Annotated in this window: 21 protein-coding genes and 1 other RNA gene; 21 read left to right on the top strand and 1 reads right to left on the bottom strand. The window is 57.3% G+C overall.

Annotation, left to right across the window (positions count from 1 at the left end; genetic code table 11):
* Positions 1-115 precede the first annotated feature (115 nt).
* The 21 genes from K0B93_RS03485 to K0B93_RS03385 all read left to right on the top strand — a co-directional run bounded on the left by K0B93_RS03485 (position 116) and on the right by K0B93_RS03385 (position 19,193).
* Positions 116-868, top strand: a complete 753-nt coding sequence (locus tag K0B93_RS03485; RefSeq protein WP_219865845.1) for a 2OG-Fe(II) oxygenase — start codon at positions 116-118, stop codon at positions 866-868.
* A gap of 111 nt (positions 869-979) precedes the next feature.
* Positions 980-1,076: signal recognition particle sRNA small type (ffs, locus tag K0B93_RS03480), an RNA gene on the top strand.
* 151 nt (positions 1,077-1,227) lie between these two features.
* Positions 1,228-3,177, top strand: a complete 1,950-nt coding sequence (gene dnaX / locus K0B93_RS03475) for a DNA polymerase III subunit gamma/tau (protein WP_219865844.1) — start codon at positions 1,228-1,230, stop codon at positions 3,175-3,177.
* Between the two features lie 4 nt (positions 3,178-3,181).
* Entirely contained in the window at positions 3,182-3,505 is a 324-nt protein-coding gene (locus K0B93_RS03470) for a YbaB/EbfC family nucleoid-associated protein (protein ID WP_219865843.1), read from the top strand.
* 40 nt (positions 3,506-3,545) lie between these two features.
* Positions 3,546-4,148, top strand: coding sequence for a recombination mediator RecR (gene recR, locus K0B93_RS03465; protein ID WP_219865842.1), 603 nt, complete (start codon positions 3,546-3,548; stop codon positions 4,146-4,148).
* A 19-nt stretch (positions 4,149-4,167) separates the two neighbouring features.
* Positions 4,168-5,316, top strand: a complete 1,149-nt coding sequence (locus K0B93_RS03460; protein ID WP_219865841.1) for a ribonuclease D — start codon at positions 4,168-4,170, stop codon at positions 5,314-5,316.
* Positions 5,313-5,606, top strand: coding sequence for a YcgL domain-containing protein (locus tag K0B93_RS03455; protein WP_219865840.1), 294 nt, complete (start codon positions 5,313-5,315; stop codon positions 5,604-5,606). Before K0B93_RS03460 ends, K0B93_RS03455 begins: the two co-directional genes overlap by 4 nt.
* Positions 5,603-6,049, top strand: a complete 447-nt coding sequence (locus K0B93_RS03450; protein ID WP_219865839.1) for a YcgN family cysteine cluster protein — start codon at positions 5,603-5,605, stop codon at positions 6,047-6,049. Before K0B93_RS03455 ends, K0B93_RS03450 begins: the two co-directional genes overlap by 4 nt.
* Positions 6,049-6,393 (top strand): hypothetical protein, encoded by a 345-nt coding sequence (locus tag K0B93_RS03445; RefSeq protein ID WP_219865838.1) that lies wholly within the window; start codon positions 6,049-6,051, stop codon positions 6,391-6,393. The genes K0B93_RS03450 and K0B93_RS03445 overlap by 1 nt, the downstream gene beginning before the upstream one ends.
* A 46-nt stretch (positions 6,394-6,439) precedes the next feature.
* Positions 6,440-8,257 carry a vWA domain-containing protein gene (locus tag K0B93_RS03440; RefSeq protein ID WP_219865837.1) on the top strand — a complete coding sequence of 606 codons (1,818 nt, stop codon included), beginning with the start codon at positions 6,440-6,442 and terminating at the stop codon, positions 8,255-8,257.
* Between the two features lie 18 nt (positions 8,258-8,275).
* Positions 8,276-9,118, top strand: coding sequence for an AAA family ATPase (locus K0B93_RS03435; protein ID WP_219865836.1), 843 nt, complete (start codon positions 8,276-8,278; stop codon positions 9,116-9,118).
* Positions 9,119-9,140: 22 nt separating this feature from the next.
* On the top strand, positions 9,141-10,319 hold the full coding sequence (locus K0B93_RS03430) for a vWA domain-containing protein (protein ID WP_219865835.1): 1,179 nt from the start codon (positions 9,141-9,143) through the stop codon (positions 10,317-10,319).
* Positions 10,320-10,454: 135 nt separating this feature from the next.
* Positions 10,455-11,204: an AraC family transcriptional regulator gene (locus K0B93_RS19205; protein WP_228743200.1), complete on the top strand. Its 750-nt coding sequence runs from the start codon at positions 10,455-10,457 to the stop codon at positions 11,202-11,204.
* Positions 11,195-12,862, top strand: coding sequence for a tetratricopeptide repeat protein (locus tag K0B93_RS03420; protein WP_219865834.1), 1,668 nt, complete (start codon positions 11,195-11,197; stop codon positions 12,860-12,862). Before K0B93_RS19205 ends, K0B93_RS03420 begins: the two co-directional genes overlap by 10 nt.
* Entirely contained in the window at positions 12,859-15,666 is a 2,808-nt protein-coding gene (locus tag K0B93_RS03415) for an outer membrane protein assembly factor BamD (RefSeq protein WP_228743198.1), read from the top strand. The genes K0B93_RS03420 and K0B93_RS03415 overlap by 4 nt, the downstream gene beginning before the upstream one ends.
* On the top strand, positions 15,650-16,132 hold the full coding sequence (locus K0B93_RS03410; protein WP_219865833.1) for a tetratricopeptide repeat protein: 483 nt from the start codon (positions 15,650-15,652) through the stop codon (positions 16,130-16,132). The genes K0B93_RS03415 and K0B93_RS03410 overlap by 17 nt, the downstream gene beginning before the upstream one ends.
* 21 nt (positions 16,133-16,153) lie before the next feature.
* Entirely contained in the window at positions 16,154-16,504 is a 351-nt protein-coding gene (locus K0B93_RS03405; RefSeq protein WP_219865832.1) for a hypothetical protein, read from the top strand.
* Positions 16,505-16,519: 15 nt separating this feature from the next.
* On the top strand, positions 16,520-17,167 hold the full coding sequence (locus K0B93_RS03400) for a MotA/TolQ/ExbB proton channel family protein (protein WP_219865831.1): 648 nt from the start codon (positions 16,520-16,522) through the stop codon (positions 17,165-17,167).
* 46 nt (positions 17,168-17,213) lie between these two features.
* Complete coding sequence (locus tag K0B93_RS03395) at positions 17,214-17,744, top strand: ExbD/TolR family protein (RefSeq protein WP_219865830.1); 531 nt, start codon at positions 17,214-17,216, stop codon at positions 17,742-17,744.
* Positions 17,741-18,229 carry an ExbD/TolR family protein gene (locus tag K0B93_RS03390; RefSeq protein WP_219865829.1) on the top strand — a complete coding sequence of 163 codons (489 nt, stop codon included), beginning with the start codon at positions 17,741-17,743 and terminating at the stop codon, positions 18,227-18,229. The genes K0B93_RS03395 and K0B93_RS03390 overlap by 4 nt, the downstream gene beginning before the upstream one ends.
* Positions 18,222-19,193, top strand: coding sequence for an AgmX/PglI C-terminal domain-containing protein (locus K0B93_RS03385; protein ID WP_228743196.1), 972 nt, complete (start codon positions 18,222-18,224; stop codon positions 19,191-19,193). Before K0B93_RS03390 ends, K0B93_RS03385 begins: the two co-directional genes overlap by 8 nt.
* Positions 19,194-19,241: 48 nt before the next feature.
* Here K0B93_RS03385 and K0B93_RS03380 read toward each other — a convergent pair whose 3' ends face one another.
* Positions 19,242-19,727: a MaoC/PaaZ C-terminal domain-containing protein gene (locus K0B93_RS03380; protein ID WP_219865828.1), complete on the bottom strand. Its 486-nt coding sequence runs from the start codon at positions 19,725-19,727 to the stop codon at positions 19,242-19,244.
* Between the last annotated feature and the right edge of the window lie 81 nt (positions 19,728-19,808).

Genomic DNA, 19,808 nt, shown 5'->3' with positions numbered 1-19,808 from the left:
GTTCGGATCTAAATCTTCAGGGTTAACGGTATTTGCCTATACAGAGAGTAAATTAAATCTCCCTCCCCGGCGAGAACTGTGGATAAAATACAATGAGATGTTCAGGGAGCACTTAATGGATCAGCCAGTTGTTATTCCCCTCACCGCGTCGCGGCTGAATCAGATCAATTCCGGCCAGGGTATTGATGCCGTTGCCAACGGCGCCTGTCTGGCGGGCGTGGACGCCGGAGTTATCGGGCGTGTCGACAGTCAATGGTTAGAGACGATTGCAGGTGGGCTGAGCGAGCATGGCTGGATCACCCTTGATGTGCAGGAGCGCCTCGGTCGTCCACTGCTGGCAGCCCTGGCGTCAGAGGTTGCACTGCTGGACAGGTCTGACGCCATGAAGAGCGCCGGCATTGGGCGCGGCAGTGATCTGATGCGTGACCGTTCGGTGCGCCGGGATAAGATTGCCTGGCTTCAGGGAATCACTGCGCCTCAAGCGGCTCTCTTTGAATTTTTCGAGGAGATACGTTCCGGGCTCAATCGACGGTTGTTCCTTGGCCTGAAGCGCTTCGAGAGCCACTATGCGACCTATCAGCCGGGGGATTTCTACAAGAAACACGTGGACAGCTTTCATGGCCGGGCCTCAAGGGTTGTGAGCCTCGTGCTTTACCTTAATGATGGTTGGCGGGCGGAGGACGGTGGTGAGCTCCGTGTTTTCAACAGGGAAAGCGATAGTGAAATTTGCGGGTTGGTGCGGCCGGAAGCAGGTCGACTGGCACTTTTTCTGAGTGAAGGGATTCCCCATGAAGTGTTGCCTGCCAACCGCACCCGTTACAGCCTCGCGTGTTGGTTCAGGCAGGATGAGGTGCCCCTGCCGCTATAGGGCGATGCCCTGCTTCTGACATTTCCGAATTGTCGTTGTAGTCGTCAAACCCTTTTGCTACTATGCGCGCCGCTTTCAGGGAATTGTCCTGAAACGCCGTTATGGTGGCCCCATTGGTGCCTCCGCAACATGAAACCGTGAACCCGGTCAGGCCCGGAAGGGAGCAGCCGCAGCGGTGGAATTGTGTGCCGGAGTGTCGCTGGTGGGGTCACCCCCAGATTTTTCCCTCCTTGTCTGTAATTACCTGATTTTCCCCGGTCTGAAGGCTCTTTCTGCGCTTTTTCCTGGTCGATCTTTGCTTCTTCTCAAGTCGGGTCCATGCTAAGGTTAAGCCCGTTTTTCACTGCAGTTGACGGATCATGAGCTACCAGGTACTTGCCCGTAAATGGCGCCCCCGAACCTTCGAAGATATGGTGGGCCAGGAACATGTTCTCCAGGCATTGATTCATGCTCTGGAAAATCAGCGTCTGCATCACGCCTATCTGTTTACCGGGACCCGGGGTGTCGGTAAGACCACGATTGGCCGATTGCTGGCGCGGTGCCTGAACTGCGAGACAGGAATCACCCCGAAGCCCTGTGGCGAGTGCTCGAGCTGCACAGAAATCCAGGAAGGCCGGTTCGTCGATCTGATTGAAATCGATGCTGCGTCCCGCACCGGCGTGGACGACATGCGGGAGCTTACCGACAACGTTCAGTATTCGCCCACGCGCGGTCGTTATAAGGTGTACCTCATTGACGAGGTTCACATGTTGACCAACCAGTCGTTCAACGCCTTTCTGAAAACGCTGGAAGAGCCCCCCGAGCACGTTAAATTCCTGCTTGCCACCACCGATCCCCAGAAGCTTCCGGTAACGGTGTTGTCTCGCTGCCTGCAATTTAACCTGAAGCGCATGACGCCTGAACACATTGCCGGCCATCTCCAGCACGTCCTTACCGAAGAGCAGATACCGTTTGAAGAGCCAGCCTTGTGGCTCCTTGCCCGCGCTGCTGATGGCAGCATGCGGGATGCCCTGAGTCTGACAGATCAGGCCATCGCCTTCGGGAACCAGAAGCTTGCCGCAAGCGATGTCAGCAACATGCTGGGTACGATTGATCAGCGTGATGTGGAGCGACTGGTGCATGCGCTGGTTGAAAGGGATGGCCCGGGTTTGCTGTCCGAAATCAACCGGATCTCCGACTTTGCCCCGGATTACAGCGTTATCCTCGCTGATCTGCTGTCATTGTTCCATCGGGTCACCATGGAGCAGGTGGTGCCGGGCAGCGCAGACAACGCGCTCGGAGACGCTGGCCAGGTCCAGGCATTGGCCAGGAAGCTGAGCGCCGAAGACGCCCAGCTTTTTTATCAGGCGGCGCTCATGGGGCGGAAAGACCTCTCCATCACACCGGACGCTCGCATGGGTTTCGAAATGACCTTGTTGCGCATGCTGGCTTTTCGCCCGGGTGCCGACAGACGGGATCCGCCGGCGGTAAGCTCCGGCGGGCAATCGGAGGGACGAGCGTCCTCTGACGAACCTGACCCTGCGCCAGCTTCTTCGGCCGTGTCCGAGGCCTCCGCTGTCACCCTGCCGGCTGGCGAGCCCGGGGCCGGCGCCGAACCTGATCAGGCCGTTGACGTCGTTCCGGAAAGCGCAGATGAAATCGCGCAACCTCAGACCGTTCCCGAGGTTGATGGATCGCACGACGACTCCTGGCTCGCGAGTCTTGACGCTCAGGCGTCTGCCGAGCCGGAATCCGAACCGGAGGAGCCCCAGCCCCAACGAGGTATGGCAACGTCGCAGGATGCCCCAATCTCCGAGGCGGAATCCGAGCCTGTTCCAAGTGCCCCGGAATTCAATGAACAGGGCATGGTTGGAACACAGCCTCCCCAAGAAATCGAGCCCAACATACCGGCGGAGCAGGAACCGGTCCCCGAGTTGGATGGCGAGTTTGTCTGGGAGCGGCATTTCAGGTCATTGGGCATTGTGGGGATGCCGGGAAATCTGGCGAGCCATGGAGCGTTGTCGTGGCAGGGGGATACTGTCGTTCTGACCATTGATGATGGCCACGCGCGGCTTTTGAACGCACGACATGAAGAAAAGATTCTGGCCGGCTTGAGAAATCGCTTTGGTGCTACCACTAAGTTACGTGTAGAACCGGGTGAACCCGGCCCGCAGACACCGGCGGCCTATGAGGAACGTCAGCGAAAGGCCCGGCAAAAGGCAGCGGAAGAGTCAATCCGTAAGGATCCGGCCGTGCAATCGATCGTTGAACGTTTCGGGGCGCGTGTAGTCGAAGATAGTATTCGGCCGGTCGAGACAAACAGGAGATGACAGCATGATGAACAATATGGGCGACCTGATGAAAAAGGCCCAGCAGATGCAGGAAGAAATGCAGAAGGCGCAGGAAGAAATCGCCAAGGCGGAAGTCACTGGTGAAGCCGGAGCCGGGCTGGTGAAAGTCACCATGAACGGTCGTCACGATGTTCGCAAGGTGGAGATCGACCCCTCGCTCCTCACTGAAGAAAAAGAGATTCTTGAGGACCTGCTGGCGGCAGCGGTGAATGATGCTGTCCGCCGGGTGGAGGCAAATCAGAAAGACAAGATGTCCGGGATGATGTCAGGCATGGGAATGCCGCCCGGCTTCAAGATGCCGTTCTGAATGCCGCAAGATTCGTGATCAGGAAGTTTGAGGACGTTTAATGGCCTTCAGCCCGCTCGTAGATGAACTGGTGGAATCGCTTCGTTGTTTGCCCGGAGTGGGGCAGAAGACCGCCCAGCGCATGGCGTTTCACCTGCTGGAACGGGGGCGCAGCGGTGGCAGCCGGCTCTCGGAAGCCTTGAGCAGTGCCATGACAGGTGTAAGGCGCTGCGACAGTTGCCAGAACTTCGCGGATACCGAAATTTGCGGAATCTGCGATAACGACGCCCGGCGTAACGCTACGCTGTGCGTGGTGGAAAGTCCCTCGGACCTGCTGGCCATCGAGCAGGCGGGAGACTACCGCGGTGGCTATTTCGTCCTGATGGGGCATCTCTCTCCCATTGATGGGGTTGGCCCCGAAGAAATCGGTATCGAACGTTTGCTTGCTCGCGTCATTTCCGAGGGAATAACGGAACTGATTCTGGCGACCAACCCCACGGTAGAGGGAGAGGCGACCGCTCATTACATTGCCGACCGGCTCGATGGTCGCGATATCCTGATTACTCGCCTGGCCCATGGCATTCCCGTGGGTGGCGAGTTGGGGTACGTTGATGGCTTCACCCTGACTCACGCCTTCCGCGGTCGCAAACCACTCTCCGAATAAAATAACACCAGGCTTTTCTATGACACATTCGATTCCGGCCGTTGACGTTCCCCCGGCACCAGACACTGTTCATTGGCTCCGGGATCCGGCCACTCTGGACCAGTGGCTGGAAAACGTCAGGGGAGAGCCGTTGGCGCTGGACACCGAGTTTGAACGTGTAAGTACCTTTTATCCGATACCCGGCCTGGTGCAGCTTGGCTTCAGGGGTGAGTTCCGGCTGGTTGACCCTGAGGTTGCCGAGGCATCGTCCCGATTCCGGGAGGTGCTTGCGGACCCCAAAACCCCGAAACTGCTCTACGCCATGAGTGAAGACCTGGAGCTGTTCCGCCAGTGGCTGGGTATTCAGCCCAAGGGCGTGCTTGACCTTCAAATAGGCGCGGCTTTGGCTGGGGCCGGCTTTTCGCTTGGATACGCCCGTTTGGTTGAAAGTCTGTTCGGCGAAACCCTGGACAAATCGGCCACCCGGTCTGACTGGCTGGCAAGACCACTGTCCGAAGCCCAGCAGAGATATGCCGTAGAGGATATTCGGTTTCTTGAACCAATGTATCGGTGGCTTCAGTCACTTCTGCGTGAACGGGAGCTGGAATCGGCCTTTATCGAGGAGTCGGAGCGCTTTGCCGAGGAGTTGGGACGGCAGGACGATCCCGGCAAACATTATCTCAAGCTTCGCGGAGGTTGGACGCTGACAACCCAGCAGCAGGGTATTTTGCGGGAGCTCGCTCAGTGGCGTGAGCAGGAGTGCCAGCGCCGTGACCGGCCCCGGAATCGGGTGTTAGCGGATCCCCTGCTGATCGCCATCGCGGAGAAAATGCCCGAGTCGACGGGGGCTCTTTCAAACATTCAGGGGATACCCACGGGCGCTGTGAGGCGTTATGGCGATGTCCTTCTGCAGCTTGTTGATAAAGGCCGGACGGCGGATAATTCCGGGCTTCAGCGCATAGCGCCACCGCTGACACGTGATCAGCAGGCGTACTTCAAATTGTTAAAGCGCCTGTTCGTAAGATCAGCGGAAGAGGCTGATATACCGGTGGAATTACTGGCACCGAGAAAACGTTTGGAGAAGGTTGTCCAGGAGCGCAGTTTAGTGGATCAGCCTTTTTTCCAGGGTTGGCGCGAGCGGATTCTGGCGCCGGCAAGGGCAGATATCGAGGAATTACTGGCATCATGAAAGAGCGGGAATTTGTTTCTGTATTTCGCAGCAGCAAGAAAAGCGATACCTATATCTACGTCCGTCGCGGACAGGTCTGGGAGGATCTGCCGGAGAGTCTGCGGGGGATTTTCGGCCAGCCCGTACACTCCATGGATCTGATCATGACACCGGATCGGAAACTGGCGCGTACCACCGGCAAGCAGGTTTTGGAGGCGCTGGCGGAGAAGGATTTCTACCTGCAGATGCCCGAGGAGCACGACAGCTACGTGGTCGATTTCCGCAAGAAACCGGAGCACCGTGACAAATGATTGCCCAGATTCCCTTCTGGCAGCGAAAACGCCTCCACGAGATGAGTTCGGCCGAATGGGAATCCCTGTGTGATGGTTGCGGCAAATGCTGCTTGAACAAACTCGAGGATGAGGACACCGGCGACGTCTATCACACCGATCTGGTGTGCCGTTACATGGATGAAGCGACCTGCCGGTGCACCGTCTATTCCGAGCGACTGAAGAAGGTCCCCGGGTGCACGGTGCTGACAGCGGATACTGTCAACGACTACCATTGGCTCCCATACACATGTGCATACCGCACGCTGGCCGAAGGCAGGCCGCTGGCGGACTGGCACCCATTGCGCAGTGGCGATCCCGCTTCGGTCCACGAGGCCGGCGTCTCCATTCGCGACAAGGTGGTCTCTGAAGATCAGGTCCCCGAGAAGGACTGGGAAGAACACATTATTCACTGGATTATTTGATGATCGATACCGACGCACAATTGGCCTATGGAATTTTCTGGGCCGCTTACGCCTTTGCCTTTGTTGTGTTTTTTTACATGATGAAGCACCTGTTCCGCTTTTTGCCCTTCTACGGGTTGAGGACTCTTCTCCTCGCTGCACTGGTGGCGTTGTTGCTGACGCCCGTGGAGTCGCCGGAATTCGCCGATTGGTGGATTCCTGCCTGGTTGTACGGTGGCTACGAGCTGGTCCTTGGCGAGGCGGAAGCGGCGGGAAGAGCCCTTTTCAACCTCGGTATCGCGGCACTGGTGATGCTACTGGTCTGGGTGCTCGATCTCGTGCGCTACCGTTTGGTTCGGCGTTAACGTGGCGAGTCGGTAGCACTGGACGGACCTATTCTCGAGAGTAACGATGCCAAAACTCCTGACGCTGCTTATTGTTATCGTCACTCTGTTTCCGGCCACCGTTCACGCTCAGGAGATGACAGCGCCCGGTCTTCCGGATCGATCCGATATCCGAATCATCGTTGATATTTCCGGGTCGATGAAAGACAACGATCCGGAAAATCTGCGGCAGCCCGCCGTCAGGTTATTGGCTTGGATGGTTCCGGAAGGGACAACGGCAGGGCTCTGGACCTTTGGCCAATACGTGAACATGCTGGTTCCGCACCGGGTTGTCGGTGATGATTGGCGCGAACAGGCGATAGAACGGTCTCGTCAAATCAACTCGGTGGCGCTAAGAACCAACCTTGGCAAAGCCATTGAAGTCGCAAGTGATGGCTTTTATACCGGCGGTGTTCTTGAGAATACCCATTTCATTCTGCTGACCGATGGCAAGGTCGATGTTTCGGACAACGCAGACATTAACCAACAGGAAGAAACCCGGATACTGGAAACCATTGTTTCCGGGCTTGCAGAACAGGGCGCGACCTTCCACCCGATTGCCCTTTCGGAGGAAGCGGACGCCGAATTCCTGCAAAAGCTCGCCCGTGAGTCCGGCGGACGTTATCAGGTTGCCGATACCGCAGAAGCACTGAACCGAGCTTTCCTGGAGGCCTTGAACACGGCCATACCCCAAGAGCAGATACCTATCGTCGGGAATGCATTTTCGGTTGACGAAGGGGTTTCCGAGTACACGGCACTCGTGTTCTGGGGCGAACGGGAAACCCGCGAGACACGGGAGCTCGAGATGGTTCGACCGGACGGCAAGATCATTAATCTTGACCGCCGGCCTGAAAATATTCGGTGGGCACGGGAAGCCGGGTACGATCTCATGACCGTCAGCGAACCGATGGCGGGTGATTGGCGTATTAATGGCGAACTGGGCGACGGTAGCAGGGTTACCGTTGTCAGTGATCTTCGCATGGCGGTAAGTCCGGTGCCACCAACTTTCTCCAACGAGGAACCCATCAACCTGGAAATTGCGTTCTTCGAGAATGGCGAGAGAATTACGAACCGGGACTTCTTGCAGGTTCTTGATGTCCGACTCAGAATAACCTCGGAGGACGGCCGGAGCGGTACCAAGGTGCTTTCCGGCGACGAACCGCCTGAGAATGGCGTGTATGAAGACACCATTGGCAGGCTGCCGGCCGAGGGACTCTATCAGATAGAGGTCATCGCTGACGGTCAGACATTCGGCCGGAAGTTTAGCGTTCGCACTGGCTTTGGTTCCAGCCAACCAACTTCAGACAATCAAGCGGATGTTGTGTCCCCAGAACCGCCCGAGGCTGGCGCGTCGACGTCGGGGACGTCCTCGGTCCCTCTAAAACAGGCCGAAGGGTTCGGATCGCAGACTGAGAAAACAACCGGGCCGGCAATCAAGAATCCGATTGATGTCAGTGAGGTGGAGAAGCCCGCCGCCCCGGAACCTGAGGAGCCCGTGGCTGTCGCCACGCCACCTGCCGGGCCAGAGGACGAGGCGGTGAGCGCACTGCCGGTTCCAGTCTGGACAATCGGGGCGGGTGTCGGAGGTATGGGGCTGATGGCCGTTATCTGGCTTGCCATGAGGAGGCGCCAGTCGCAGCGTTCGGAGCAGGCGACGGATGCCATTGCCATTCCCGAGCTCGACAATAAGGTCGATGAAAACGGGCAGGCTGATGAAGAGGAGTTCGGGCTGGATGACTTCGATCTGTCGGAATTTGATGATCTTCCCGAGTACGATGAGAATGATCCCGAGCCTGCGGACGACGAGCCCCAACAGCAAGCTGAAGATTCAGATCAGAAAAAGTAACCAACAGGACATTTAGACATGAAGTTTACCGGTACCGATAAGTACGTAGCCACCGATGACCTGCAAATGGCCGTCAACGCGGCGATATCGCTTCAGCGCCCACTGCTGATCAAAGGCGAGCCCGGAACCGGCAAGACATTGCTGGCGGAGGAAATGGCCGCCGCACTGGGTATGCGTCTGATTCCCTGGCACATCAAGTCAACCACCAAGGCGCAGCAGGGCCTGTACGAGTACGATGCCGTCTCCCGCCTTCGTGATTCCCAGCTTGGCGATGAAAAGGTCAAGGACATCAGCAACTACATCGTGAAGGGCAAGTTGTGGGAGGCCTTTGAAGCCGACGATCAGGTCGTGCTGTTGATTGATGAAATAGATAAGGCCGACATCGAATTCCCCAACGACCTGCTTCTGGAACTGGATCGTATGGAGTTCTTCGTCTATGAAACCCAGCAGTCCGTGAAGGCCCGCAAGCGCCCGATCGTAGTCATTACTAGCAACAACGAAAAGGAACTGCCTGATGCTTTCCTTCGCCGCTGTTTCTTCCACTACATCAGTTTCCCGGACCACGACACAATGAAGGACATTGTTGATGTTCACTTTCCGGGTCTGCAGCAGGAAATAGTCCGTGACGCGCTGGAAGTATTTTTCGACGTTCGCAAGGTTCCGGGATTGAAGAAAAAACCGTCCACGTCCGAACTGATTGACTGGCTGAAGCTGCTGATGGCGGATGAATTGTCTGCGAAAATGCTACAGGAGAAAGATGCCGGTTCTGCGCTGCCGCCCCTGTACGGAGCACTGGTGAAAAACGAGCAGGATGTTCACCTGCTGCAAAAACTGGCATTCATGGCCCGTCGTCGCAGCTGATACTCAGCAAGAGTCTCGTTTTATGTTGATTGATTTTTTTCTCGAAGTGCGGCGGGCAAAAGTGCCCGCCAGTCTGCGCGAATTCCTGGACCTTCTGGAGGCCCTCCAGAACCGCTTGGCGTTTGCCGATATGGAAGACTTCTATTATCTGGCACGCCTGTGTCTGGTTAAGGACGAGCGCCATTTCGACAAGTTTGACCGGGCGTTCAAGGCTTACTTTGAGGGTATCGAGAACCTTGAAGACCTGATGGAGATGCTGATTCCAGACGACTGGCTGCGGGCTGAATTCGAAAAGCACCTGTCTGAGGAAGACAAGGCAAAGATCGATTCTCTGGGCGGACTGGAGGAGCTCATCGAGACCTTCAAGAAACGCATGGAAGAGCAGAATGAGCGCCACGCCGGCGGCAATAAGTGGGTCGGGACAGGTGGTACCTCGCCTTTTGGTGCGGATGGCTACAACCCGGAAGGCTTTCGTATTGGCCAGAAAAACGGTCGGCACGGTCGAGCGGTTAAAGTCTGGGAGAAGCGGGCGTTCAAGGACCTTGATGACAGCATTACCCTGGGGATCCGAAACATCAAGGTAGCCCTTCGTCGCCTTCGAAAGTTCGCCCGCCAGGGTGCTGCCGACCAACTCGACATGGATGACACCATCCGTTCGACTGCCCGCAACGCCGGTTACCTGGACCTCAAAATGGTGCCGGAGCGCCATAATGCAGTGAAGGTGCTGATCTTCTTTGATGTCGGCGGGTCAATGGATCCCCATATCCGGGTGTGCGAGGAACTGTTCTCGGCGGCGAGACTCGAGTTCAAGCATATGGAGTATTTTTACTTCCATAATTTCGTCTACGAAAGTGTCTGGACCAACAACATTCGGCGGATGAACGAAACCACAAGCACGTGGGACATCCTTCATAAATACTCCCCGGATTACAAGGTTATTTTTGTCGGGGACGCCACCATGGCACCCTATGAAATCTCTCACCCCGGGGGCTCGATAGAGCACTGGAACGAGGAGGCCGGTTCAACCTGGTTCCAGCGGATTTCCGATCATTTCCGAAAAGTGGTCTGGCTCAACCCTCTGCCTGAAAGCTATTGGGGCGGTGGGGGTTCCCTGGGTATGACCCGTCAACTGGTCAATGACCACATGTATCCATTGACGATCGATGGCCTTGAATCGGCGATGAAGTACCTGAGCAAATAAAAAAAGCCGATGCGGTTGAGAGCATCGGCCAAGCTCGGCATATTTAGCGGGGTGCCCGGATGGGTTCCCCGCGAAATTTCCCAAAGCAATTCCGGGGCCATTAAACAAAAGTCTATATAAAACAGCGTCCTGAGCGTGAAGTCGATAGATTTCACGAGCACTGTCACATTTTTCTTTCTTACCCTGTCAAATAAATCGACACTGCTTGAAATTCCTTTCCGAGGATTTGCATTTGGTGATCTGGATACCGTTCTTGCGGGTTACCAAGTGTTACGATTTCTGCCAGCTTGTTACAAAACAATGCCCGTCACCACAAGGGCAGGAGGCAGAAACGGCTTTATGTTCGGCAAAAAACCAACAAAAGAACGCCGGATAAACGCATGGCGTGCGTTGCTTACCGGCATTTGCAGCTTGACGGTGCTGTCCCCATTGGCGTCAGCATCAACGGTCGATCAGGAAATAGACCAGTTGCGGGCCGAGATTTCAGAGCATTCCGCCCGGGTGTTCGCCCTGGAACAGGAGCTTCTTCATCCCGCCGATACGCGGATGGCAGTTTTCCTGACACTGGGCAATCGGGAGGCCCTGGATCTGGATTCCGTCGAGCTGTTCGTTGACGGTCAACCCGTGGCTTCACACCTCTATTCGCAACGGGAGCGGGATTCCCTTGAGGCAGGCGGCATTCAGCAGCTGTTTGTCGGCAATCTCTCGAACGGCGAACATGAGTTAAAAGCCGTAGTTACTGCACGTTCGGCGAAGGACCATTTCGTTCGCCGCGAGACAACCCACCATTTCCAGAAACACCCCGGAAACCTGCGGCTTCAGATGAGTCTGGAAGCAGAAGCACCGAGCTATGATCCCCGGGTGTCGTTTGTTGAATGGAAGTAACTGCCATGATGTGCCGGACACTCAAAGCCTCCATGCGCGCCGCATGCAGCCTCCTTCTGTTTGTTATGGCGCCGGCGGGGCTGGCCGCAACTGTCGGGGTGCCGGGTGAGCTCGCGGCAGGGCTGGCCAGGTATGCACTCGCGACCGACCGTGTAGCGCCCGCTCTCGGGCTCGCTGACAGCATCAAGGGCGAATCGGCATCCTTTCTCGGGGCTCAACTCCTGTTGAGCAGCGGGCGGACGGATCAAGGTCTTGCCGAGCTCAGGCAGGTTGCCAATGGACAGCACCACCGCGCGGAAGCGGCCTTGATCCTCGGTCGACATCTGCTGGCGGGTGACCAGCCCAGCGAGGCGGAGCAGTGGCTCGGCAAGGCGGTGCGTTTCGGATTTGGCGAGACCCGACAACAGGCATCCTATGAGCTGGCGGAGTTGGCCAGAAGAGCCGGGCGAACGGACAGGGCCGGGCGGATTCTGGCCGGAATGGAAGAAGGCTATTGGGCGGCCGTGGGTTATCTCAACCTTTCCTCCGATTACGCGAGGGAGGACCTGAATCCGAGCCGCGCGTTGGTTGCCCTTCGGGTGGCATTAGCCATGGCAGAGAAAGACGGTGTCGGTGAGCGCAGCCGTCATCTGAAAAGCCGCTTGCTGGTTCGTGCCGGCTATCTGGCGTACCAGAATGGCGAGCATGATAAGGCCATTGGCTTCCTTGATAAAATTCCGCTCGACAGTTACAGCACTCCGCAGGCGCTCTACCTCCACGGTCTGGCGCTGGCCGCGAAAGGAAATCACCGGGCTTCGATGCAAAGCTGGCACCGGGCAAAGAAATATCCACTGGCGTACCCGGGTGTTGCAGAAGCGTGGATTGGCATGGGACGTGGCTTCGACCTGTCAGGTTATCTTGGCCAGGCCGGCGAGGCTTATCTGGCGGCCAATGCGGCCTATGAAAGCGAACGGGTCACGCTTCGGAAACTGGCAGACCGGATTCGTCAACAAGGCGCCTATAAAACCTTGGTTGAGGACGCCCGTGACTCTGACCTGGAGTGGTTCCTGGCGGACAGCCGCACGTTGACGCAACCGCGAATGGCGTATCTGCTTGAGTTTGTTGAGCATCCCAATGCCCAGAAAAGCGTGAGGCGGGTTGCTGACCTCGTTCAATTGGCGCGAACGCTTGAGCGGCAAAAAGGCGACCTGGCCGTCTTCATTCAGGCCCTGGAAGACCAACTGGCAACATTGGGCACCGAGCGGGGTGGTGCCGCTTCGACATTGAAGAAGAAGCAAGAGTCCCTTGAAACCGCGCTTGAGCGGTTGGCCGGTGCGAACCTCAGTGCTGAGCAGAAACGGCAGATGCGCCGGATGAGCGAAACCCTGTCGATGTCTGCAAAGAGTCTCAAGGAGCTCGGAAGCCGAATCCAGAAACGTCCCTCAGTGCTCAGGCAGCAGCTGCGTCAGGCCCGGGCGTTAAAGGCACAAACCACCGGGTTGCAGGATCAGCTCGCCCGATTGAGGCAGCAGTCAGAGGAACGTCTGAATAGGCGCGCCCTCGATTTTGTCGCCGAGCAGGATCGCCAAATGGCGTTTTCGCTGGACAAGACCGAGCAGCAAATTGCCCATCTCTATGAGTACCTGGCTCTCGAGAACCTGCAGGAGACCAAACCTTGAAACGTCTGCTGCTTGCTCTTTTATGCTTGTCCCAGATTGCCGCGCCGTCCTTCGCGCAGGAATCCTTCCGTGTGGAGCTCGGACGAGACGGCGAGACGATTGGGGATATGCGCCCGGTATTCCTCAAATTCGAGTCCCGGCCGTTACCGGCAATCTCGCCTGCTGAGGTTGCCCGTCGATATCAACGCCTTTTCGATTCCTCGGATGAGCCGGAAGTCCGGATTGATGCCCTGAACCGTCTCACTAACATCCGGGATCGATCTGGACAGGACGTCGGGTTTTCACCGGCGGAAGAAGAACGGGTGTACCGGGAGGTGATCGACAGTTACGAGTCCATCTTGTCCCGCGGATCCTTCAGCGGTCGACTGGACGAGCTGCTGTACCAGATGGCCAAGGCGCATGCATTGACGGGACAGGCCGATCAATCCATTGAGCGCCTGAAACAGCTGGTGGGTCTGTACCCCAAGTCCGAGCTGGTACCTGAAGCCCGGTTCCGAATCGCCGAGTCTGCTTTTTCTGCCGGCGACTACTCAGAGGCCGAATCGGTTTACCTTACCTTGATCGACTCCGTCGAGCGGGGTGCGCTGAAAACAAAAGCCGGATACATGCTGGGCTGGAGCCAGTTCAAGCAGGGGCCTTCGGCCTGGGAGCGTTCAGCGAAAACCTTCCTGTCCGTACTCGATGATTTTTTGCCGACGCCGCAAAGTATAAGGGAAATTGACCGGTCCAGCGTTGATACGATCGACGATACCTTACGTGTTCTGGCGTTGATGTCAGCGAGAAAAGATGGTCCCGAAAGTCTCATGGCCTGGCTTGATGATGAGCCCGAAAGGCACTGGGCGTACCTGCTGTTCGACAGACTCGGGGATTACTACGCGATCCGTGGTGAATTCGACGCGAGCGTCCAGGCTAACCGTGCGTTCGTTCGATACTCCCCGAACCATCCGATGAATCCGCTGTTTATGGCTCAGATTGCAGAGGTTTGGGAGCGGGCAGGGGACAGGTACAGGGTTCGGGAAGCGCGGGCGAACTACGTTGCAATGTTTGAGTCGAAATACGCGGATCTTTCCGGCTCCGATCAGCAGCGCTGGCGGCAGTTCAGCCGGGGTCTGGCAGACTTCTATTACGAACAGGGAGCGGCGGCGTCGGCAGACGGTGCCCCTGAGAAGTCCCGTCAGGCGTTCTCGACCGCGGCAGAATACTACGAGGCTTTGGCGAACCGTAGCGATACGTACGGAGAGCTGCTAAGGCTGGCAGGGGATGCCCGGCTGCAGTCTGGCGAATACGCCGAGGCCCTTTCCGATTTTCAGAAAGCCGCCTATGAAGATGCAACCTATCAAGAGGCCGACGATGCCGGTTGGGCGGCTGTGGTGCTGCTCAGGGAGGGAGTCGATGGCAAAAGCCAGGCCCCGGAATTCCGACCGGATCTGGCGGCGCTTTCGCTGGAGTCCAGCCGGTTTGAAGAGCATTTCCCCGAGGATTCTCGGTTGCCCGGTTTGACCGCGGATCTGGCATCGCGATGGTATGCGGCGGCGGGCAATGCCGAGCGGGCCCTCGAGTATGGTGAGAAAACCGTGGTGAACGGGCGGGCCTCTCCGTCCGAACGGTACGCGGGCTGGCTCACCATAGCCAAGGTCCGGCAGCAGCAGGGTGAATATGAGCTTGCGGAACGCTCCTGGAATCACGTTCTGGACCTCCTGTCTGAAAACAAGATCAATGGTCAGGAGGCAGAGGCAGGCGCATCGGTGCGGCAGCAACTGGCGACGGCGATCTATCGGCAGGGTGAACAGGCTGCCGCCAATGGTAGCGTGGCTTCGGCTGTCGACCACTTCAAGAGGGTGGGAGCTGCGCTACCCAACTCCGAGATTGCGATCATGGGCCGCTACGATGCCGCTAACACATTGTTGAAAGCATCGGAGCTGACCGCTGCCATCACCGAACTCCGTCTTTTCCGCCAAGATTTCCCGGAGCATCCATTAGCCGAAGAGGTCAGTGCCAAGCTGGTCCATGCTTATGTGGCCTCTGACCGTCCAGCTTCCGCAGCTTTGGAACTGCTGGATGCGGCCGAGGAGGCCGAGAACTCCTGGCCATTGAAGCTGAGGGCCGCAGCCCTTTTCCATCAGGCAGGTGATACGGCCAACCGCAATGGGGTGTATCGGGAGTATCTGGCGGCGCACACAAGCGCGGATACTGCCGACCAGCACATTCAGATGCAGACCATGCGGCATCGGCTTCTTGAGAACGATACCAACAGCCTGAAACTGCAGCAGGATCTGGTTGACCGTGAATTGGCGAGTCAGTGGCACTCGGAAGACACCCTTGCCTGGGCATCGCGGAGCTCACTGGCGCTCGGTGCCAGGGCCGCAGCTTCCTTTGCCGGCATTGCATTGACTCACCCCCTACCTGAATCCCTTGATCGGAAACAACGGGCATTGGCGCTCGCTCGCCAACGCTTTGTGGATGCCGAAAAGCTCGGCGGGGAAGCAGTTCGGTCCGAATCGCTATATCGCCGGGCGGAGCTATACCGCGTTCTGGCGAGGGATCTGATGGCATCGTCGGTTCCCGCCGACCTGAACGAGCTGGAAACCATGCAGTACCAAATGCTGCTCGAGGAAGAGGCGTTTCCGTTCGAGGAGAAAGCAATTCGTCTGCACTCCGAAAACCATCAGCGCGTTACCTCGCGGGGGTATGACGCCTGGATCGGGAAAAGTCTTGAGGTGCTTGCGGAGCTGAACCCCGGCCGTTATGACCGGTCGGTTCGCTGGATGACATGGACGCTGGAGACCAATGATGATGCTGGATAGAGACATTATTCGCCGGGCCTGCCTGGTCGCGGGTTTCGTTACGTTTACCGGCTGTTCGGCGCCCGCAGTACAAGAACGGGACCCCGTCAGCGCTAGCCCGGAAATGGCACTGGATTTTGCCCGCCAGGGCAAGCAGGCCTATGAACAGGGGCGGAAGCGAGCGGCTGAGCAGGCCTGGCGGCATGCCGTAGAACTCAACCCCGAAGATCCGGTTGCCATCAATAATCTTGCCTTGTTGTTGCAAGAGGAGAAGCGGTTTGCGGAAGCCGTTACGTTGCTGGAGCGAGGCTTGGATTATTCGCCCGATGTTGCACAGCTGCACTACAACCTCGCCGTCATCGCCGAACTGTATCTGCTCGATCTCGAAAAGGCCCTGACCCATTACCAGAGATACCGCGAGATTTCCGGGGCGGAAGATAAAACCGTGGCCGGGTGGATTGCAGATCTGCAAAGAAGGTTGGACTGAGTGATGGGATACCGGGATTTGATGGGCAAACCCAATTCTGCGCTGCTTGCCCTGGTCGGCATGTTGGCTTTCGCGTGGAATTCTGGCATTGCGGCGTCAGAAGCCTCCGGTGATTCCTCACGCGATGGGAACCCTCTGACAGTGGAGGGTATTTCGGCGAGTGTCGGAGAGGACAACCCCAGGGTTCTTTACATTCTTCCCTGGCAGGCGCCCAGCCTTCCTCGCCGGCCGAGACAAGAACTCGAAGACAAGGCACCGGAACTGGTTCAACCGGTGAATCCGATCACACTGGAGCAACACCGGGTATTTCGACAAACCCTCAACCCCCTGGTTCTGAGTCCTGGTCGGGACTCAACCGTGACGACGCAGTAACAATGGAGAAGAGACATGCTGGATACAGTGCTTCGGTTTTTTCAGGATGGTGGTCCCTTCATGTACCCCATTGCGGCCGTGCTGGCCGTGGGTCTTGCTATCACCCTGGAACGCTTTTTTTATCTGGCGTCGGTCCGGCGCCGGAACCGTATGGCTTTTGAGAAGGGAATCCTGCCGCTTCTCCAGAAACGGGATTACCAGCGCGCCATGAAGGCTGCGAGCAGTTCGGACAGCGCCATCGCTTCAATCATGGGCGCGGGCATCGGCCGTCTCCTGAATAACAGCCGTCGAGAGGACATCGAATACGCCATGGAAGAAGGCTTGATGGAGGTTCTGCCACGTCTGGAAAAGCGGACCCAGTACCTGGCGACTCTGGCCAATATCGCGACTCTGCTGGGCCTGCTGGGCACGATAATTGGTCTGATCTCGGCGTTCACCGCTGTCGCTGCAGCGGATCCCTCGCAGAAGGCAAGCCTGTTGTCCGAAAGCATCTCGGTTGCCATGAATACCACTGCGTTCGGATTGATGTCAGCTATCCCTCTTTTGATGTTCCACGCATTACTTCAAACCCGCACCAATGAAATCGTGGACAGCTTCGAGATGGCGGGTGTCAAACTGCTCAACATCATCTCGGACCAGAACAGCCAGGGTGCCGTTGCCTGATGATGGGAAGCGGACATTGGGTCGAAAACAGTATGGGTGATCCTGTATGAGGCGCCGACACCGCAAGTTCTCCGGTTCACCGGAATTGGACATTACTCCGTTCATGAATCTGATGATCGTTCTTGTTCCCGTTCTGTTGCTGGGAATGGTGTTCAGCCAGGTAAGGATGATTGAGCTGAACTTTCCGGGTACAGAGAGCGGAGAGGCTCCATCACCGGAACAGCTCACTCTGGTCGTCACACTGATTCCCGAAGGGATTGAGGTTGCCGACAGCAGCCGTGGGGTTATCCAGGCATTGCCGGTTGCCGGAGGTGAGCAGGACTTTGATGGGCTGAGGCAGGTTTTGCGGCAGGTTAAGCGCAGCTTTCCAGAGAAAACCGACATCGTCCTGGAGGTCGGTCCGGACATCGACTACCAGACTCTTGTGACTGCCATGGATACGGTCCGATCCTACCCTGCGGTGGTTGCCGCCAGCGTCGTTGAAGGAGAGCTATTTCCGGATGTGGCGCTGATGGATGCACCGGAGGACCGAAAGCTGGCGGTCCGAGAGGGTTTGGATAGGGGGAAGGGCGCATGAAGGCCTCGCGAAAGGCACGCAGGATACGGCGTCATTATGGCCGGATGCACAAAGCGGGGGGGTTGAACCTGGTGTCGCTGATGGACATTTTTACCATCCTCGTGTTTTTTCTGATGGTTAATTCATCCGACGTCAAAGTCATGCAGAACACCGCCGACGTGCCCCTGCCCGAATCCTCAGCCAAACAGGCGGCAGTGGAGAATCTTACGGTTCAGGTTATCGGCGATGCCATTCTGGTGCAGGGCCGCGAAGTGGCAAGGCTGAGTGCAATTGAAGCCGGCGATACCCAAATCCGGGGCCTGTCGGACGAACTTGCGTATCGCCGGGACCGGTGGTCTGAAATTCCCGAACAAGGCCTGGAGGTCACCATTATGGCGGGCAGGGAAACCGACTACCGTCTGTTGCGCAAGATCATGCAGACCTGTGTTGACGAACAGTTCCGTCAGGTTCGCCTGGCAGTCGAGGCGGAGGTGCGCAATGGCTGAAGCCAGGGACGATCGGGGACAGGGAATGGGGCTGCCCTGGAGACCCGCTAAAGGAGAAAATCGTCGGTTCGTATTGATGTCGATGTTCGTGTCGGCCGTTTTCCTGCCCCTGGCCGTGTTGATCCCCACACTCGAGGTCCCGGAAATCGAACGTTCCCAAGCTGAAAAGGTCCCTCCGCAGTTGGCTCGTCTGGTTGATCGGCCGGAACCTGTGAAGCCACCCGAGCCGCAACGTCCTGAACCCGAGCCGGAGCCAAAACCGGAAAAATCGCCGGAACCGAAAAAAACCGCTGAATCCGCCGAGCCGCCGGCGGTTGCAAAGCCGACTCCGGCACCTGAGAAGCCCAAGGCGACTCGGCAGAGCGTCGAACAAGCTCGTGAAAAGGCATCACGCTCCGGTCTTCTGGCCATGAAAGACCGCTTGGCCTCGCTGCGGAAACCGGATAATGCCTCCGTGGAACAACTGCAGGCTAACACTGGGGCCGGTGGGTCGATTGTCGGCACCGAAGCCACCGGCGCGGACGATGTGCTGAAGGGCAGTGGTGGAGTGAAGGATACTGCAGCCCCTGACGCAAAGGTGGCCGTTGAGGGCCATCGGGTGAAAGAGGTAGAGGCCGCACCGGAGCCGGTGGCTCAGCAGGTGGCGAGTGCGCAGCCGGCGAAGCCGACAACTGGCGAACGTGCAATGAGCAATATCCGGCGGGTATTTGATGCCCAGAAAACCGCCCTGTACTCCCTGTATCGACGGGAGTTGCGACAGGATCCGACTTTGGAGGGCAAGGTGCTGCTTGAACTGGTGATTGAGCCAGACGGGTCTGTTTCGGCTTGCCAGGTCGTCAGCTCGGAACTGGAAAATCCAACCCTTGAACAGCGTATTGCCATGAGAGTACGTCTGTTCAACTTTGGCCCGGACAACGTCGAAACCCGGAGGGTCAGGTTCCCCATCGACTTTCTCCCCGGTTAACCACCAGGGGAGCGTTCCAATACCGGTTCCCCGGTCACCGTCGACCCATCAGCTCTCGATGGTGATCTTGGGTAGACGCGGTTTTTGCAGGGACACTTTTTCCGTCGGAGCGATGACCTTTGCCTCTCCGGAAACCACTTTCTGCCCATTCTGGTTCTGGACATCGCACTGGAACACCACCCGGTTCTTGGGTTCCTTGCTCAGCACAGTGAGCGTCACCGTCAACGTGTCATCCAGTTTGACCGGTCGCTTGAAGGCAAGGCTCTGTTCCAGATAGATGGTGCCCGGCCCAGGCATAACCGTCGCCAGCGCCGCGGAAATGAGCGAGCCACTCCACATGCCATGGGCGATGCGTTCCTTGAACATGGACTCGGCCGCGAATTCCGAATCCAGATGAACCGGATTTACGTCTCCGGATACCGCGGCGAATAGTACCAGTTCTTCTTCAGACAGGGTGCGTGTGAAGGTGGCGGTGTCGCCCTCGTTCAGCTCGTCATAGGTAATATTTTCAAGAGTATCAAGGGTGTCGCTCATGGTGTGCTCCGCACGATTGGCATTTGAGTACAGGTGTTCAGAGTTGTTTTCTGAAAACTACCTCATCGTTAACAAAACTGC

This window comes from Marinobacter sp. F4218 (genome assembly GCF_019443085.1).
GTDB classification, from domain to species: domain Bacteria; phylum Pseudomonadota; class Gammaproteobacteria; order Pseudomonadales; family Oleiphilaceae; genus Marinobacter; species Marinobacter albus.
Note: the sequence above shows the minus strand (reverse complement) of the source record. Positions and strands in the feature narration are given on the sequence as shown.

What these genes read in the sequence shown, in the direction of transcription:
- K0B93_RS03485 (WP_219865845.1), top strand. Translation starts at nt 116, where the DNA reads ATGGATCAGCCAGTTGTTATTCCCCTCACCGCGTCGCGGCTGAATCAG.
- dnaX (WP_219865844.1), top strand. Translation starts at nt 1,228, where the DNA reads ATGAGCTACCAGGTACTTGCCCGTAAATGGCGCCCCCGAACCTTCGAA.
- K0B93_RS03470 (WP_219865843.1), top strand. Translation starts at nt 3,182, where the DNA reads ATGATGAACAATATGGGCGACCTGATGAAAAAGGCCCAGCAGATGCAG.
- recR (WP_219865842.1), top strand. Translation starts at nt 3,546, where the DNA reads ATGGCCTTCAGCCCGCTCGTAGATGAACTGGTGGAATCGCTTCGTTGT.
- K0B93_RS03460 (WP_219865841.1), top strand. Translation starts at nt 4,168, where the DNA reads ATGACACATTCGATTCCGGCCGTTGACGTTCCCCCGGCACCAGACACT.
- K0B93_RS03455 (WP_219865840.1), top strand. Translation starts at nt 5,313, where the DNA reads ATGAAAGAGCGGGAATTTGTTTCTGTATTTCGCAGCAGCAAGAAAAGC.
- K0B93_RS03450 (WP_219865839.1), top strand. Translation starts at nt 5,603, where the DNA reads ATGATTGCCCAGATTCCCTTCTGGCAGCGAAAACGCCTCCACGAGATG.
- K0B93_RS03445 (WP_219865838.1), top strand. Translation starts at nt 6,049, where the DNA reads ATGATCGATACCGACGCACAATTGGCCTATGGAATTTTCTGGGCCGCT.
- K0B93_RS03440 (WP_219865837.1), top strand. Translation starts at nt 6,440, where the DNA reads ATGCCAAAACTCCTGACGCTGCTTATTGTTATCGTCACTCTGTTTCCG.
- K0B93_RS03435 (WP_219865836.1), top strand. Translation starts at nt 8,276, where the DNA reads ATGAAGTTTACCGGTACCGATAAGTACGTAGCCACCGATGACCTGCAA.
- K0B93_RS03430 (WP_219865835.1), top strand. Translation starts at nt 9,141, where the DNA reads ATGTTGATTGATTTTTTTCTCGAAGTGCGGCGGGCAAAAGTGCCCGCC.
- K0B93_RS03420 (WP_219865834.1), top strand. Translation starts at nt 11,195, where the DNA reads ATGGAAGTAACTGCCATGATGTGCCGGACACTCAAAGCCTCCATGCGC.
- K0B93_RS03410 (WP_219865833.1), top strand. Translation starts at nt 15,650, where the DNA reads ATGATGATGCTGGATAGAGACATTATTCGCCGGGCCTGCCTGGTCGCG.
- K0B93_RS03405 (WP_219865832.1), top strand. Translation starts at nt 16,154, where the DNA reads ATGGGCAAACCCAATTCTGCGCTGCTTGCCCTGGTCGGCATGTTGGCT.
- K0B93_RS03400 (WP_219865831.1), top strand. Translation starts at nt 16,520, where the DNA reads ATGCTGGATACAGTGCTTCGGTTTTTTCAGGATGGTGGTCCCTTCATG.
- K0B93_RS03395 (WP_219865830.1), top strand. Translation starts at nt 17,214, where the DNA reads ATGAGGCGCCGACACCGCAAGTTCTCCGGTTCACCGGAATTGGACATT.
- K0B93_RS03390 (WP_219865829.1), top strand. Translation starts at nt 17,741, where the DNA reads ATGAAGGCCTCGCGAAAGGCACGCAGGATACGGCGTCATTATGGCCGG.
- K0B93_RS03385 (WP_228743196.1), top strand. Translation starts at nt 18,222, where the DNA reads ATGGCTGAAGCCAGGGACGATCGGGGACAGGGAATGGGGCTGCCCTGG.
- K0B93_RS03380 (WP_219865828.1), bottom strand. Translation starts at nt 19,727, where the DNA reads ATGAGCGACACCCTTGATACTCTTGAAAATATTACCTATGACGAGCTG.